We start from the raw sequence: 14249 nt of genomic DNA, 5'->3' as shown, positions 1-14249 counted from the left end.
CAGGACCTCCCCCACGACGAGCGCACCCTCGGCCAGCTGCGCGCCGACGTCGCCGCCTCCCTCCTCCTCGACGGCGAGACCGCGCCGGGCTCCGACGACTCGCCACCGACGACGAGGGTGCCCCACGGGATTCGACCGCAGGTCTCCGTCACCGTTCCCATCCTGACCCTCCTCGGACACTCCGACGAGCCCGGCATCCTCGACGGCTACGGCCCCATCGACCCCGMCACCGCTCGGCGCCTCGCCGCCGATGCCCCCTCCTTCACCCGCATCCTCACCCACCCCGAGACCGGAGCGATCCTCTCCGTCGGACGCACCACCTACCGCGTCCCCGCCGACCTCCGCCGGGCCCTCGCCGCCCGCGACGTCACCTGCCGGTTCCCCGGCTGCACCCGCTCCGCCCGCGACAGCGACATCGACCACACCATCGAATGGCAGCACGACGGACCCACCGATGCCGACAACCTCGCCCACCTCTGCCGCCACCACCACCGACTCCGCCACACCACCACCTGGCAGGTCCGACACAGACCAGGCGGCGTCCTCGACTGGACCAGCCCCACCGGACAACACCACCTCACCCGTCCACCGGCACCGGAGCCCCCCTCACCGAGTCTCGACGGACCGCACGGCGATCTCCCTGCCGAGCCGCCGCCGTTCTGACCTCGCGCCTCCGAGTGTGACGTGGGAATACCGCACCCCCACCCGCGTTGTCCTAGGCTGAACGAGATAGCACGTGCTCCGGGGTCGGTGAGAGTCCGAACCGGCGGTGACAGTCCGCGAGCGGCCGACCACTTCGGTGGGGAGCTGTTGATCCGGTGGAATTCCGGGACCGACGGTGAAAGTCCGGATGGGAGGCGCACGAGCGTCGCGCGCAAGCGCGGCGTCGAACGACGGTGCCCGCGCACCGGCGATCGAGACCCTGGAGTTCGGCGACGAACGGAAGACCGGGAATGACGATCGATTTCGAGCACGCGATGCGCAGAGCGCTCGCGATCGCCGAGCGCGGTCCCGCCCGCGGAGTGAATCCGCGCGTGGGCTGCCTCCTGCTGGCGCCCGACGGCACCGTCCTCTCCGAGGGCTGGCACCACGGAGCGGGAACCGCGCACGCCGAGGTCGATGCGCTCTCGAAGCTCGCCCCGGGCGCAGCCACCGGCGCAACGGCGATCGTCAGCCTCGAGCCGTGCGATCACACCGGCCGCACCGGTCCCTGCAGCCAGGCCCTCATCCGGGCCGGCGTCGCGCGCGTGGTCTACGCGGTCAACGACCCGGGATCCCGCTCGGGAGGCGGTGGCGACACCCTCCGAGCCGCCGGCATCGAGGTGATCGAGGGCGTCCTCGCCGACGAGGGCGAGGAGTTCCTGCACGTGTGGCTCACCGCCGCCCGCCTCCACCGCCCCTTCGTCACCCTCAAATGGGCCTCGACCCTCGACGGCCGCACCGCCGCCGCCGACGGCAGCAGCCGCTGGATCACCGGAGCCGCCGCCCGGCAGCGCGTCCACGAGCAGCGCGCCGACAGCGACGCGATCCTGGTCGGCACCGGCACCGTCCTCGCCGACGATCCGAGCCTCACCGCCCGCGGCGACGGGGGCGAGCTCCTCGAGCACCAGCCGATCCCCGTGGTCGTCGGCGAGCGGCCCGTCCCCGAGGACGCGCACGTGCTCCACCACCCGCATCCGGCCGTCCTCGAGCGCCACCACGACCTCGAGGCCGTGCTCGACCGCCTCTACCGCGCCGAGATCCGGCACGTCTACGTCGAGGGCGGGCCGACTCTCGCCTCCGCCCTGGTCGCCGCCGGCCTGGTCGACGAGTACCTGGTCTACCTCGCGCCCGCGCTGCTCGGCGGCCCCCGCCTGGCGCTCGGCGACATCGGAGTCGCGGGCATCGCCGACGCCCGCCGCCTCCGCCTCCACTCCGTCGAGGTCCTCGGCGACGACCTCCTCGTGACCGCGCGCCCCGTCGCGCACCCCGCGGGCGGCGCCGGCGAACCGGCCCGCCTCCCCCACGCCCTGCAGATGGAGACCCACTGATGTTCACCGGAATCATCGAGGAGATCGGCGTCGTCACGGCGATCGAGACGGGCGCTGATGCGATCCGGCTCACGGTGCGCGGTCCGCTCGCGGTCGAGGGAGCCCGCCACGGCGACTCCATCGCGGTCTCCGGCGTGTGCCTGACCGTCGTCGACCAGTCCGACGAGGGCTTCACCGCGGACGTGATGGCGCAGACGCTCCGCATGTCGACCCTCGACGGTGTCGCGGTCGGCGATCCGGTGAACCTCGAGCGCGCCGCCCTCGTGGGCGACCGGCTCGGCGGCCACATCGTGCAGGGCCACATCGACGGCACGGCGACGCTGCTGTCGATCACGCCGGGCGACGCGTGGCGCGTGCTGCGCTTCTCCCTCCCGCCCCAGGCCGCCCCGCTGGTGACCGACAAGGGCTCGATCGCGGTCGACGGAGTCTCGCTGACCGTCTCGGCCATCAGCCCCGCCGCCGAGCCGGAGCAGTGGTTCGAGGTCTCGCTCATCCCCGAGACCCTCGCCGCCACCACCCTCGGCGCCCGCGCCGTCGGCGAGCGGGTCAACATCGAGACCGACATCCTCGCCCGTCACGTCGAGCGGATGCTCGCCCTGCAGGCCGTCGCGACCCCCGCGCACGCCCTTCCCGTCACCCTTCCCGGAGGTGGGGCATGAGCCTCTCCAGCATCCCCGAGGCCGTCGCCGCACTGCGCGAGGGCCGCCCGATCATCGTCGCCGACGACGAGGGCCGCGAGAACGAGGGCGACGTCATCGTCGCCGCTCAGCTCGCCACCCAGGAGACGATCGCCTGGCTGGTGCGCAACTCCTCCGGCTTCATCTGCGCACCGATGACGAACGAGATCGCCGACCGGCTCGAGCTCCCGCTCATGGTCGTCGACAACGAGGACCCGCGCGGCACGGCCTACACGCTCTCGGTCGACGCGGCCGACCGTCTCTCCACCGGCATCAGCGCCTCCGACCGCGCGCACACCCTCCGCGTCCTCGCCGATCCCGAGGCGACTCCGTCGCGGCTGCACCGCCCGGGCCACATCCTGCCGCTGCGCGCGGTGGAGGGCGGCGTGCGCGAGCGCGACGGCCACACCGAGGCGGCGGTCGACCTGATGAAGCTCGCCGGTCTCTACCCCGTCGCCGCGATCTCCGAGATCGTCGCTGAGGACGGCGAGATGATGCGCCTGCCCGGCCTGATCGCGCTCGGCGAGCGCGACGGCGTCCCCGTCACCACCGTCGCCGCGCTGATCGAGTACCTGCAGGAGTTCCACTGCGACGCCGAGGTGCCCCAGTCGGTCCCGGTCCCCGAGAGCTCCCGGGTCAGCTTCGAGGTCGAGACAACGGTCCCCACCACCCACGGCCCGTTCCGGGTCCGCGCCTACCGCGACCGCCAGACGGGAGCCGACCACGTCGCGATCGTCGCCGGCACGATCGGCGGGTCCACGTCACGGCCGCCGCTGGTCCGCGTGCACTCGGAGTGCCTGACCGGCGAGGCCTTCGGCTCGCTGAAGTGCGAGTGCGGCCCGCAGCTCGACGCGGCGCTCGACACGATCCAGCGCGACGGCGGAGTGGTCGTCTACCTCCGCGGGCACGAGGGCCGCGGCATCGGGCTGATCAACAAGCTGCGCGCCTACCGCCTGCAGGAGGACGGCCTCGACACGCTCGACGCGAACCTCGCGCTCGGCCTGCCCGCCGACGCCCGCGACTACGGCGCCGCCGTCGGGATCCTCGAGGACCTCGGCGTCCGCGACGTGCGCCTGCTGACCAACAACCCCGAGAAGGTCCGCCAGCTGACCGACCGCGGCATCACCGTCTCGGAGCGCGTGCCGCTCGTGGTCGGCGTCGGCGCGTTCAACGAGGGCTACCTCGAGACCAAGCGCGACCGCATGGGCCACGACATCGAGAACCTCGGCGACCTCGCCGATCTCGGACACCTCGACGCCGGGATCGCCGGCGCGACGACGAAGGAGTAACAGCATGGCCGGTTCCGGCGCCCCCACCACCTCCACCCCGCTCGACGGATCGGGACTGCGCGTCGTCGTTGTCGCCGGAACGTGGCACACGCAGATCTCGGACGGCCTCATCGCCGGAGCGCGCGCCGCCCTCGACGAGTCCGGCGCCTCGTGGTCGCTCGTGCGCGTCCCCGGCTCGTTCGAGCTGCCCGTCGCCGCCAAGGTCGCGCTCGACGCGGGAGCCGACGCCGTCGTCGCGCTCGGCGTGATCATCCGCGGCGGCACCCCGCACTTCGAGTACGTCTCGGACGCCGCCACCTCGGGCCTGACGACCGTCAGCATCCAGACCGGCAAGCCCGTCGGCTTCGGCGTGCTCACCCTCGACACCGAGCAGCAGGGCATCGACCGCGCCGGCCTGCCCGGCTCGAAGGAGGACAAGGGCCGTGAGGCGGCGGAGGCGGCGGTCGCGACCGCGCTGCTGCTGCGCGAGCTGCGCGGCTGAGCCCAGCAACGCCCTCCAGCCGGTCCCCCGTCCGCGGGGCACTACAGCACGAAGCTGGGTGAACACGGAGTAAAGTGGTCGGGCCGTCACGAGCGGCCCGACTCCTCCACCCCCACCGCCCCCAGGTCCGCGACGCCCGATCGACGCCTCGCCCGCCGGCACGGGGAACCCCGCCTACCGGAGCAACTCCCCTCCCATGTCTCACGCACCCGCCACCGCCGACGCTCCCTCCGCCCCGCAGAACTCCCGCGGCCGCGTCATCCTCGCGAGCCTCATCGGCACGTCGATCGAGTTCTACGACTTCTACGCCTACGCGACCGCCGCCGTCCTGGTCTTCCCCACGCTCTTCTTCGTGAACGAGGACCCGGCGACCGCGCTGCTCGCCTCCTTCGCCGTCTTCGGAGTCGCGTTCATCGCGCGCCCGATCGGCTCGATCATCTTCGGCCACTTCGGCGACCGCGTCGGCCGCAAGGGCACCCTCGTCGCCTCCCTGCTCACCATGGGCATCGCGACCTTCCTGATCGGCTGCCTCCCCACCGCGCTCACGCCCGGCTGGGAGTTCCTCGCGCCGTTCCTGCTCGTCGTGATGCGCTTCTGCCAGGGCCTCGGCCTCGGCGGCGAGTGGTCCGGGGCGGCTCTGCTCGCGACCGAGAACGCCCCCGCGAACAAGCGCGCCATCTACGGCACCTTCCCGCAGCTCGGCGCCCCGATCGGCTTCATCGTCGCGAACGTCCTGTTCCTCGTGCTCGCCACGTCCATGGACGACGAGACCTTCGCCGCGTGGGGCTGGCGCGTGCCGTTCCTGGCGAGCGCGGTCCTCGTGATCATCGGCCTCTACGTCCGCTTCAAGCTCGTCGAGACTCCCGCGTTCCAGAAGGTCGTCGAGAAGGGCGAGGTCGCGAAGCTCCCCTTCGCGCGCGTCTTCGTGACCAGCTGGCGTCCGCTCATCCTGGGCACGTTCATCATGCTCGCGACCTACGTGCTCTTCTACCTGATGACCACGTTCACGCTGACCTACGGCACCGCCGCGACCGACGGACCGGTCGCCGGCCTCGGCTACACCCGCAACGACTTCCTGATCATGCTGATCGTCGGCGTCGTCTTCTTCGGGATCTTCACGCTCGTCTCCGGCCCGCTGGCCGAGAAGTTCGGCCGCCGGAAGCTGCTCATCACGGTCACCTCGGCGATCATCGTGTTCGGCCTGCTCTTCGTGCCCCTCTTCGGCGGCGGCTTCGTCGGCGTGATGGCCGTCCTGATCCTCGGCTTCACGCTGATGGGTCTGACCTTCGGTCCGATGGGCGCGGTCCTGCCCGAGCTGTTCCCGACCAACGTCCGCTACACCGGCTCGGCGATGTCGTACAACCTCGCGTCGATCCTCGGAGCGGCCGTGGCGCCGATCATCGCGGTCGCGCTCTGGCAGGCGGCCGGCGGCAGCCCGGTGCTCGTGGGCCTCTACCTCAGTGCAGCGGGCGTCCTGACGCTCATCGCGCTGATCCTGTCCAAGGAGACCCAGCACCTCTCGTACACCGACAACGTCTCGTAGTCGGCGGCAGCACTCCCCCTTCGGCCCGTCGGATCCCGGCGGGCCGAAGGTGTGTCCGGCACTTCCCCTCGTCAACGAATGTTGACACGACAGGCACCTCGCGCGTAGCGTCGTCAATCGAGGTTGACGCACCGCTCTCCGGACCGACGGCGGGCTCGCAGCGACGAGGAGGCACAATGGACGACGGCACGATCGCGACCCTCGCGGGCGACGCGGCCGCGGACGATCCGCTCACGGCACTCCGGGCGATCCACCGCCTCCGCGGTGAGCTCGACCGCACCGAGGCGATCGCCGTCCGGCGGGCGCGCAACGCAGGTGCGTCGTGGCAGCTGATCGCGCTGTGCCTGGAGGTGAGCCGCCAGGCGGTCCACAAGAAGTACGGCAGGACATGAGCGGGAACGGACGATCGATGAGCAGCAGCACCCGGAGCGCACGAGGACGACGCGGGACACGCGCAGCCGACGACGGGCCCCGCGCCTCCTTCTCGCAGCTCGTCCCCTACCTCCTCGAGCACCGCGGGATCCTCTCGGTCGTCGTCGTGCTGAGCCTGTTCGGCGCGGCCGCCAGCCTCGCGCAGCCTCTCGTCGTCGGCCAGGTCATCACCCGCGTGCAGGAGGGACTCGACCTCGGCCCGCTCGTGTGGGCTCTCGTCGCCCTCGTCGTCGCCTCCGGACTCATCTCGGGCTTCGCCCACTACCTGCTCCAGCGCACCGGAGAGGGCATCGTGCTCTCGAGCCGCCGCCGCCTGGTCGCACGCCTCCTGCGCCTCCCCATCCGCGAGTTCGACGCGCGCCGCACCGGCGACCTCGTCTCGCGCGTCGGCTCCGACTCCACCCTGCTGCGCGCCGTGCTCACCCAGGGCCTCGTCGACTCGATCGCGGGCTCGCTCGTCTTCGTCGGCGCGATCATCGCGATGGCGATCATCGACTGGGTGCTGCTCGTCATCATCGTGGTGGTCGTCGCCGCCGCCCTCGGCCTCGCACTGACGCTCGGCCGCGGCATCCGCGTCGCGAGCCGCAAGGCGCAGGAGAAGGTGGGCGACCTCGCCGCGGCCGTCGAGCGCGCGATCAGCGCCGTCCGGACCATCCGCGCGGCCGGTGCGACCGAGCGCGAGATCGCCGTGGTCGAGGGCCACGCGACCGAGGCCTACCGCCTCGGCATCCGCGTCGCCCACGTCTCCGCTCTGGTGGTGCCCGTCGCCGGGATCGCCATGCAGGTCGCGTTCCTCGCGGTCCTCGGCGTCGGCGGCTACCGCGTCGCCTCCGGATCGATCGACATCGCGCAGCTGGTCTCGTTCATCCTGTTCCTCTTCATGATGGTGATGCCGCTGGGCAACTTCATCGGCGCGATCACCTCGGTCAACTCGGCGCTCGGCGCTCTCGGCCGCATCCAGGAGATCATCGACCTCCCCATCGAGGGAGACGGCGACGGAGCGGGCTCCGTCAGCGGTCTCGGCGCCGGAGTCGGCGAAGACGCGATCGCGTTCGAGGACGTCGTCTTCTCGTACGACGAGCAGTCGGTGCCGGCCGACGGGGCCGATCCGGCTCCGGAGGAGCGCGACCGCACCGTCCTGCGCGGCGTCTCCTTCACCGTCCCGCGCGGCAAGCGCACCGCCCTCGTCGGCCCCTCGGGCGCCGGCAAGAGCACGATCCTCGCGCTCATCGAGCGCTTCTACGACCCGGAGGCCGGAGTGGTCCGCCTCGGCGGCGTCGACATCACCGCCGTCGACCGCGACGCCCTCCGCGCCCAGATCGGCTACGTCGAGCAGGACGCCCCGGTCCTGGCCGGCACGATCCGCGAGAACCTCGTGCTCGGCCGCCCCGACGCCGACGACGCCGACTGCCTCCGCGTGCTCGAGGCCGTGAACCTCACCGACGTGCTCGAGCGCAACCCGCTCGGCCTCGACGCCCCGGTGGGCGAGAGCGGAGTGATGCTGTCGGGAGGCGAGCGCCAGCGTCTCGCGATCGGCCGCGCGCTCCTCGCCGCGCCGCCCATCCTGCTCCTGGACGAGTCGACCTCGAGCCTGGACGGGCTCAACGAGCAGCGCCTGCGCCTCGCGATCGACGCCGTCGCCGAGAACCGCACGCTCCTGGTCATCGCGCACCGTCTCTCGACCGTCGTCGACTCCGATCGCATCGTCGTGCTGCAGAAGGGCGAGGTCGTCGGAGTCGGCACGCACTCCGAGCTCGTCGAGTCGACCCCGCTCTACCGCGACCTCGCGAAGCACCAGCTGCTGGTCTGACGGGCTGAGCCCGGCAGCGCGCTCAGCGCGGGGGCAGCCGCAGCGCGCCGTCGAGCCGGACGACCTCGCCGTTGAGCATCGGGTTCTCGACGATGTGCCGCACGAGGGCCGCGAACTCCGACGGGCGGCCGAGTCGAGCCGGATGCGGGGTCGCCGCACCCAGGGTCGTCCGAGCGCGCTCGGGGAGCCCGGCGAGCAGGGGCGTGTCGAACGTCCCCGGCGCGATCGAGACCACCCGGATGAGCGACGCAGCCAGTTCGCGCGCGAGCGGCAGGGTGAGGGCCGCCACGGCCCCCTTCGACGCCGCGTAGGCCGCCTGGCCGATCTGGCCGTCGAACGCGGCCACCGACGACGTCGTCACGAGCACCCCGCGCTCCCCGTCGATCGGCTCCCGCTCGACGATCGACGCCGCCGCGAGCCGCAGCACGTTCAGCGTCCCGACCGTGTTGACGCGCAGCACCCGCTCGATGCCGTCGAGCGCGAGCGGGCCCTCCTTGGCGAGCAGCCGGCCCGGAGTCGCGATGCCCGCGCAGGTCACGGCCACCCGGAGATCGCCGGCCGCCGCCACGGCGCGGGCGACGGCGTCCGAGTCGAGGACGTCTCCGGGCACCCGGACGACGGCGTCGGGGAGATCCGCCCGCTCCAGGGCGTCCGGAAGATCGAGCACGACGACCCGCGCTCCCGCCTCAAGCAGGGCGATCGCCGTCGCCGCGCCCAGACCGGATGCGCCACCGGCCACGAGGGCGGAGAGCGAGTCGAGGCGCATCAGCCGTCCGCCGTCACGGTGCGGTGGCCGATGCCGCCAGCGCCTCGGCCGTGCACGTCGTGAAGGTCTGGTCGTACTGCTCGATGAGTCGCCTGGCGGCGACCAGCTCCTCCTCGGACACGTCGTCCGGCACCACGGGTCGCTCGCTCAGCCCGTAGCGCGCGAGGCAGTCGGTGATGCGGCGAGCCACGGCCGCACCGACATCGGTCGACTCGGGGTCGTCGGGGGCGGCGCTCGGAGCAGTGCCGTCGGCTCCCCCGTCCGCCGGCGCGGTGGCGGAGGGCGCGGAGGGCTCCTGCGCGTCGCCGGGGATCTCGGCGGGATCCGCCATGCACCCGGTCAGGAGCAGCGTGAGCAGAGCCGGAACGAGCAGAGCCGGGACGAGAGCGCCGACCGGAGCGGTCCGTCTCCGTCGCGGCGTCTGCGGCATGAGGACCTCGTTCCGGCGGGGTGGACAGGAGTGGCAGCCACGGTACCTCAGGGCCGCCGGGCCCAGGGGGCACGGCGCACATCGACGGACGGGGCGCCACCCCGTGAGTTCAGCCCGGCTCGGCCAGCGCCCACATCGCCACGGCGCTGGCCGCCGCGACGTTGAGCGAGTCGATCCCGTGCCGCATCGGGATCTGCACGGCGACGTCGGCCGCCGCCAGCGCCTGCGCGGTCAGTCCCTCCCCCTCCGTGCCGAGCACGAGAGCCACCCTCTCGGGGGCGGTGGCGGCGAACGCGCGCAGCGGCAGCGCCCCCTCCGTCAGCGCCATCGCCGCGATCGTGAAGCCGGCCCCGTGCAGGAGCGCGGCCGTCTCGTCCCAGCCGCCCACCCGCGTCCAGGGCACCTGCAGCACCGTGCCCATGCTGACCCGGATCGCGCGGCGGTAGAAGGGGTCGGAGCAGCGCGGAGTGACGAGCACGGCGTCCGCTCCGATCGCGCCGACCGAGCGGAAGATCGCGCCGACGTTGGTCGGGTCGACGACGTCCTCGAGCACGACCACCCGCCGCGCCCCGGCCAGCAGCGCCACCGGATCGGGCAGCGCCGGCCGCTCCATCGCCGCGATGAGCCCGCGGTGCAGGACGTAGCCCGTGAGCTCGGCCAGGAGCTCGCCCGGACCGGTGAAGACGGGCACGTCGAACTCCGCGACCAGACGCTCCGCCTCGTCGGCGGAGGAGCCGAGCGCCAGCACCGACCGCGGACGGTGCCCCGCCCGCAGTGCACGCTCCAGCACCAGCGCCGACTCCGCGATGTAGAGCCCCTGCGCGCCCCGGGCGTTCTTCAGCGCCACATCCGTGGCGTGCGCGTAGTCGCGCAGCCGCGGATCGTCCAGGGAGGCGACCTCGACCCGTGCCACGGATCAGGCGAACGGGTCGGGGGTGAGCGTGTACTTCGTGCTGAGGTACTCGGCGATGCCCTCCGGCCCGCCCTCGCGGCCCAGCCCGGACGACTTGACGCCGCCGAACGGAGCGGCGGCGTTCGAGACGACCCCCACGTTCAGCCCCATCATGCCCGTCTGGAGGCGCTCGATCATCCGCTGGCCGCGCGCGAGGTCCCGGGTGAAGACGTACGAGACCAGCCCGAACTCGGTGTCGTTCGCGAGCCGCACGGCCTCCTCCTCGTCGCGGAACGGCACGATCGCGAGCACCGGCCCGAAGATCTCGGTGCGCAGGAGCTCGCTGCCCCGGACGACGTCCGTCAGCACCGTCGGCTCGTAGAAGTGCCCCGCACCGTCGACCGCGCGGCCACCCACGCGCACCTGAGCACCCCGCTCGACGGCGTCCTGCACGAGCGCGTCGGCCTTGGCGACGGCACGGTCGTCGATGAGCGGGCCGATGCCCACACCCTCCTCGGTGCCGCGGCCCACGCGCAGGGCGCGGACCCGCTCGGTCACCCGCGTCGCGAACTCGTCGGCGATCGACTCGTGCACGAAGAAGCGGTTGGCGGCGGTGCAGGCCTGTCCGATGTTGCGGAACTTCGCCAGCATCGCACCGTCCACCGCGCGGTCGAGGTCGGCGTCCTCGAAGACCACGAAGGGGGCGTTCCCGCCCAGCTCCATCGAGGTGCGCAGGACGTTCTCGGCGGCCTGCCGCATCAGGGTCTGCCCGACCGGGGTGGAGCCGGTGAACGACACCTTGCGCAGGCGCGGATCCGAGAGGATCGGCTCCGACACGGCCGCGGCGCTCGACGTGGTGACCACGTTGACGACGCCGGCAGGGACGCCCGCCTCGGCGAGCAGCGCCGCGAAGGCGAGGGTGGTCAGCGGAGTGAGCTCCGCGGGCTTCACGACGACCGTGCAGCCCGCCGCGAGCGCCGGCGCGATCTTGCGCGTCGCCATCGCGAGCGGGAAGTTCCACGGGGTGATGAGGTAGCAGGGGCCCACCGGGTGCTGCGACACGATCATCCGTCCGGTGCCCTCCGGGTTCACGCCGTAGCGGCCCGAGATGCGCACGGCCTCCTCGCTGAACCAGCGGAGGAACTCGCCGCCGTAGGCGACCTCGCCCAGCGCCTCCGCGACCGGCTTGCCCATCTCGAGGGTCATCAGCAGGGCGAATTCGTCCTTGCGCTCCTGCAGCAGGTCGAAGGCGCGGCGGAGGATCTCGCCGCGCACCCGGGGCGCGGTCGCCGCCCACGCGGGACCGGCCTCGACCGCGGCGTCGAGTGCGCGCAGGCCGTCCTCCGGCGTCGCGTCGGCGATGGTGCGGATCACCCGGCCCGTCGCCGGGTCCTCCACGTCGATCGTCGTGCCGCCCGAAGCGTCGATCCACTCGCCTCCGATGTACAGCTGGGCGGGCGTGCGAGCGAGGAGCGACGCCTCGGTGAGAGTCGGAGTCTCGACGGAATCAGTCACGGATGCATTCTTTCTCTGCGGATCGCGGTGCTCGGGGCACTCGCGGAGGAGGATCACCTCCTCGAGGGTACTCCTCGAGGAGAGGGGGAGGACTTCGTCAGACCGACTGCTCGACGCGCACGCCCGCCTCGGCGAGCTCGCGCAGCGCCGCCGCGCTCGCCTCCGCCGACACTCCGGCGACCAGGTCCTCGAGCACCCGCACCTCGAGCCCGGCCGCGCGGGCGTCGAGCGCCGACGCCCGGACGCAGTGGTCGGTCGCGAGCCCCACGACGTCGAGCTCCGTCACTCCCAGCCGCGCGAGCGTCTCGGGCAGGCCGTCGCCATCGGCGGTGACTCCCTCGAACGCGGAGTAGGAGGGACGCCCCTGGCCCTTCCAGAGGTGCACGTCGATCGCGTCCGTCCGGAGCGAGGGGTGGTAGTCGGCGCCGGGGGTGCCCGCGACGCAGTGCACGGGCCAGCTGTCGACGAAGTCCGGCTCGGGCGAGAAGTGGCCGCCGTTGTCGGAGTCGCCGTCGTGCCAGTCGCGGGAGGCGAGCACGGTCCGGTACCGCTCGGGGTTCGCCGTGAGGTACGCCGAGACGTCCTCGGCGACGCGGGCGCCGCCGTCCACCGCGAGCGCACCGCCCTCGGTGAAGTCGTTCTGCACGTCGACGATGAGGAGCGCGGTGGTCATGGGGTTCCTTCCGGAGGAGCGGGGTCGGGAGCGGAGTCGGGAGTGCGTGGTCAGGAGTCGGAGAGCCCGGCGCCGCAGCGGTAGAAGCCGGTGACGAGGGTGTCGATCGCGGTCTTCGCCGAGTCCGCCACGTCGCCGAGGGCGTACACGGCGAAGGTCAGGACGGCGCCGTCGGCGGCGGTGACGACTCCGGCGAGCGTGTAGCCGGTGTCGATCCAGCCGGTCTTCGCGAGCACTGCGCCATCGGCGACAGCGTTCTCACCCGCGAACCGGTCGGCGTAGGCGAGGGACCCGGTGCGGCCCGAGACCGGCAGTCCGTCGAGGACGACACCGAGGTCGCCCTCGCGCGCCTGCACCTTGCGCAGGAGCTCGGTGAAGGAGGCGGGCGCCACCGAGTTGTCGTCACTCAGACCCGACCCGTCGGCGATCACGATCCCGGTCGTGTCGATTCCGTAGCCCGCGAGGCCCTGCAGGACGCCGGCCTGCTCGGCGGCGAAGGTGCTGCCGGCGCCGGTGCGGATCGCGACGAGCCGCGCCAGCATCTCGGCGATCGCGTTGTCCGAGACGAGGAGCATCTGCTGCACGAGCTCGCGGACCGGAGCGGACTCGACCGTCCCGAGGACCTCGGCGCCGGCCGGAGCGGTCCCGGTGCTGATCGACGGCGACCCGGGAAGCTCGTCCGCGAACGCCGCGCCGGCTCGCCCGACCGGGTCGGTGCCGCGCGTCGAGGTCGACGCGGTCGGATCGGCTCGGTCGCCGTCGACCTGCAGCGCCGTGATCTCGGGCATGTAACCCTGGGTCTGCTCCTTGCGGTTCCAGGTCGGCTGCCAGGTGTCGCCGGTGAAGAGCGTCGAGTCGAGGACCACCGAGGTGATCGGAGTGCCGGCGGTCCCCGGATCGGCGTCCCAGGCGCTGCGGGTCTGCTCTGCGAGATCGTCGAGGTGGGCCGCGCCGGAGTAGAACGAGCTCTGCCCGGTCGGGAGCCGGCTGAGCGTGACGTCCCCGCCGCCGACGAGCACCACGGAGCCGGGAGCCTCCCCCCGCACGACGGTCGTCGCGATGCGGGTCTCGGGGCCGAGGACGGCCAGCGCGGAGGCGGCCGTGAGGATCTTCAGCGCACTGGCGGTGCGCGAGGGGGTCTCCCCGCCGCGGTCGAACAGAACCTGACCGGTCGCCGCGTCGACGACCCGCGCCTGCATCGAGCCGAGGCGGGGATCCGCCGCCGCGTCCGCGACCGAGCAGGTGCGCAGAGCGGCAGCGGTGTCCGCGACGGTCGGCCGGGCGGACGGAGTGGGCGTCGGCGTCGGTTCCGGAGTGGCGGTGGTCGTCGCGACCGCCGCCGCACGGGGCTCCTCGTCGCCGGCCAGCGCGGCTCCGACGCTGAACGCGCCGATCCCGAGCAGGACCGCGGCGAGGACCGCGGACACCGCGAGCAGCCACGGCCGGCGGCGGGACGGAGTCGTCCGGGTCGGAGTGGTCCGGGTCGGGGTCATCCAGGACATGGTAGTCGCGGACCGTCCAGGGAACCTGGTGGAGGGAGGGGAACGGAGCCGCCTGTGGGAATCGAACCCACGACCTTCTCATTACGAGTGAGACGCTCTGCCGACTGAGCTAAGGCGGCGTGAACGAGGGCCTGGGCCCCGGACACGAGTACACAGCATATACGGTCGCGAGCCCGGCCGTGAACACGACCGGCGCGGCTCCCGACCCC

14 protein-coding genes, 1 tRNA gene and 1 riboswitch are annotated in these 14249 nt (G+C 72.7%); of the genes, 8 read left to right on the top strand and 7 right to left on the bottom strand.

Annotated features, from left to right (window positions below; genetic code table 11):
- The 8 genes from ASF48_RS11600 to ASF48_RS11565 form a co-directional block, all read left to right on the top strand.
- Positions 1-663, top strand: a 663-nt coding sequence (locus tag ASF48_RS11600) for an HNH endonuclease signature motif containing protein (protein ID WP_157603151.1), incomplete at its 5' end; no start/stop codon positions are given.
- A gap of 70 nt (positions 664-733) precedes the next feature.
- A riboswitch (FMN riboswitch) is annotated at positions 734-866 on the top strand.
- A gap of 87 nt (positions 867-953) precedes the next feature.
- Positions 954-2030, top strand: a complete 1077-nt coding sequence (ribD, locus tag ASF48_RS11595) for a bifunctional diaminohydroxyphosphoribosylaminopyrimidine deaminase/5-amino-6-(5-phosphoribosylamino)uracil reductase RibD (RefSeq protein WP_055791329.1) — start codon at positions 954-956, stop codon at positions 2028-2030.
- Complete coding sequence (locus tag ASF48_RS11590; protein WP_055791326.1) at positions 2030-2689, top strand: riboflavin synthase; 660 nt, start codon at positions 2030-2032, stop codon at positions 2687-2689. Before ribD ends, ASF48_RS11590 begins: the two co-directional genes overlap by 1 nt.
- Positions 2686-3996, top strand: coding sequence for a GTP cyclohydrolase II (gene ribA, locus ASF48_RS11585; protein ID WP_055791324.1), 1311 nt, complete (start codon positions 2686-2688; stop codon positions 3994-3996). The genes ASF48_RS11590 and ribA overlap by 4 nt, the downstream gene beginning before the upstream one ends.
- Before the next feature lie 4 nt (positions 3997-4000).
- Complete coding sequence (gene ribH, locus ASF48_RS11580) at positions 4001-4477, top strand: 6,7-dimethyl-8-ribityllumazine synthase (RefSeq protein ID WP_055791321.1); 477 nt, start codon at positions 4001-4003, stop codon at positions 4475-4477.
- Positions 4478-4673: 196 nt separating this feature from the next.
- Entirely contained in the window at positions 4674-6020 is a 1347-nt protein-coding gene (locus ASF48_RS11575) for an MFS transporter (RefSeq protein WP_055791318.1), read from the top strand.
- A gap of 176 nt (positions 6021-6196) precedes the next feature.
- On the top strand, positions 6197-6412 hold the full coding sequence (locus tag ASF48_RS11570; RefSeq protein WP_055791315.1) for a hypothetical protein: 216 nt from the start codon (positions 6197-6199) through the stop codon (positions 6410-6412).
- A 17-nt stretch (positions 6413-6429) separates the two neighbouring features.
- Positions 6430-8262: an ABC transporter ATP-binding protein gene (locus ASF48_RS11565; RefSeq protein ID WP_055791312.1), complete on the top strand. Its 1833-nt coding sequence runs from the start codon at positions 6430-6432 to the stop codon at positions 8260-8262.
- A gap of 22 nt (positions 8263-8284) precedes the next feature.
- Here ASF48_RS11565 and ASF48_RS11560 read toward each other — a convergent pair whose 3' ends face one another.
- The 7 genes from ASF48_RS11560 to ASF48_RS11530 all read right to left on the bottom strand — a co-directional run bounded on the left by ASF48_RS11560 (position 8285) and on the right by ASF48_RS11530 (position 14159).
- Positions 8285-9028: an SDR family NAD(P)-dependent oxidoreductase gene (locus ASF48_RS11560; protein WP_055791309.1), complete on the bottom strand. Its 744-nt coding sequence runs from the start codon at positions 9026-9028 to the stop codon at positions 8285-8287.
- A 13-nt stretch (positions 9029-9041) separates the two neighbouring features.
- A complete protein-coding gene (locus ASF48_RS11555; RefSeq protein WP_055791306.1) occupies positions 9042-9458 on the bottom strand; it encodes a hypothetical protein in 417 nt (138 codons plus the stop codon).
- Positions 9459-9567: 109 nt separating this feature from the next.
- Positions 9568-10371, bottom strand: a complete 804-nt coding sequence (locus ASF48_RS11550; protein WP_055791303.1) for a TrmH family RNA methyltransferase — start codon at positions 10369-10371, stop codon at positions 9568-9570.
- Positions 10372-10374: 3 nt separating this feature from the next.
- Positions 10375-11865, bottom strand: a complete 1491-nt coding sequence (locus tag ASF48_RS11545; RefSeq protein WP_055791643.1) for an NAD-dependent succinate-semialdehyde dehydrogenase — start codon at positions 11863-11865, stop codon at positions 10375-10377.
- Between the two features lie 97 nt (positions 11866-11962).
- Positions 11963-12538, bottom strand: coding sequence for an isochorismatase family protein (locus ASF48_RS11540; RefSeq protein ID WP_055791301.1), 576 nt, complete (start codon positions 12536-12538; stop codon positions 11963-11965).
- A 50-nt stretch (positions 12539-12588) separates the two neighbouring features.
- A complete protein-coding gene (gene dacB / locus ASF48_RS11535; protein WP_082481381.1) occupies positions 12589-14031 on the bottom strand; it encodes a D-alanyl-D-alanine carboxypeptidase/D-alanyl-D-alanine endopeptidase in 1443 nt (480 codons plus the stop codon).
- A gap of 55 nt (positions 14032-14086) precedes the next feature.
- Positions 14087-14159 (bottom strand) — tRNA-Thr (locus ASF48_RS11530).
- Positions 14160-14249: the final 90 nt, after the last annotated feature.

The organism is Rathayibacter sp. Leaf299, from assembly GCF_001423055.1.
Classification (GTDB): domain Bacteria; phylum Actinomycetota; class Actinomycetes; order Actinomycetales; family Microbacteriaceae; genus Rathayibacter; species Rathayibacter caricis.
Note: the sequence above shows the minus strand (reverse complement) of the source record. Positions and strands in the feature narration are given on the sequence as shown.

Coding starts and splice junctions, on each gene's coding strand:
- ASF48_RS11575 (WP_055791318.1), top strand. CDS start 4,674: ATGTCTCACGCACCCGCCACCGCCGACGCTCCCTCCGCCCCGCAGAAC.
- ASF48_RS11570 (WP_055791315.1), top strand. CDS start 6,197: ATGGACGACGGCACGATCGCGACCCTCGCGGGCGACGCGGCCGCGGAC.
- ribH (WP_055791321.1), top strand. CDS start 4,001: ATGGCCGGTTCCGGCGCCCCCACCACCTCCACCCCGCTCGACGGATCG.
- dacB (WP_082481381.1), bottom strand. CDS start 14,031: ATGACCCCGACCCGGACCACTCCGACCCGGACGACTCCGTCCCGCCGC.
- ribD (WP_055791329.1), top strand. CDS start 954: ATGACGATCGATTTCGAGCACGCGATGCGCAGAGCGCTCGCGATCGCC.
- ASF48_RS11560 (WP_055791309.1), bottom strand. CDS start 9,028: ATGCGCCTCGACTCGCTCTCCGCCCTCGTGGCCGGTGGCGCATCCGGT.
- ASF48_RS11565 (WP_055791312.1), top strand. CDS start 6,430: ATGAGCAGCAGCACCCGGAGCGCACGAGGACGACGCGGGACACGCGCA.
- ribA (WP_055791324.1), top strand. CDS start 2,686: ATGAGCCTCTCCAGCATCCCCGAGGCCGTCGCCGCACTGCGCGAGGGC.
- ASF48_RS11555 (WP_055791306.1), bottom strand. CDS start 9,458: ATGCCGCAGACGCCGCGACGGAGACGGACCGCTCCGGTCGGCGCTCTC.
- ASF48_RS11590 (WP_055791326.1), top strand. CDS start 2,030: ATGTTCACCGGAATCATCGAGGAGATCGGCGTCGTCACGGCGATCGAG.
- ASF48_RS11540 (WP_055791301.1), bottom strand. CDS start 12,538: ATGACCACCGCGCTCCTCATCGTCGACGTGCAGAACGACTTCACCGAG.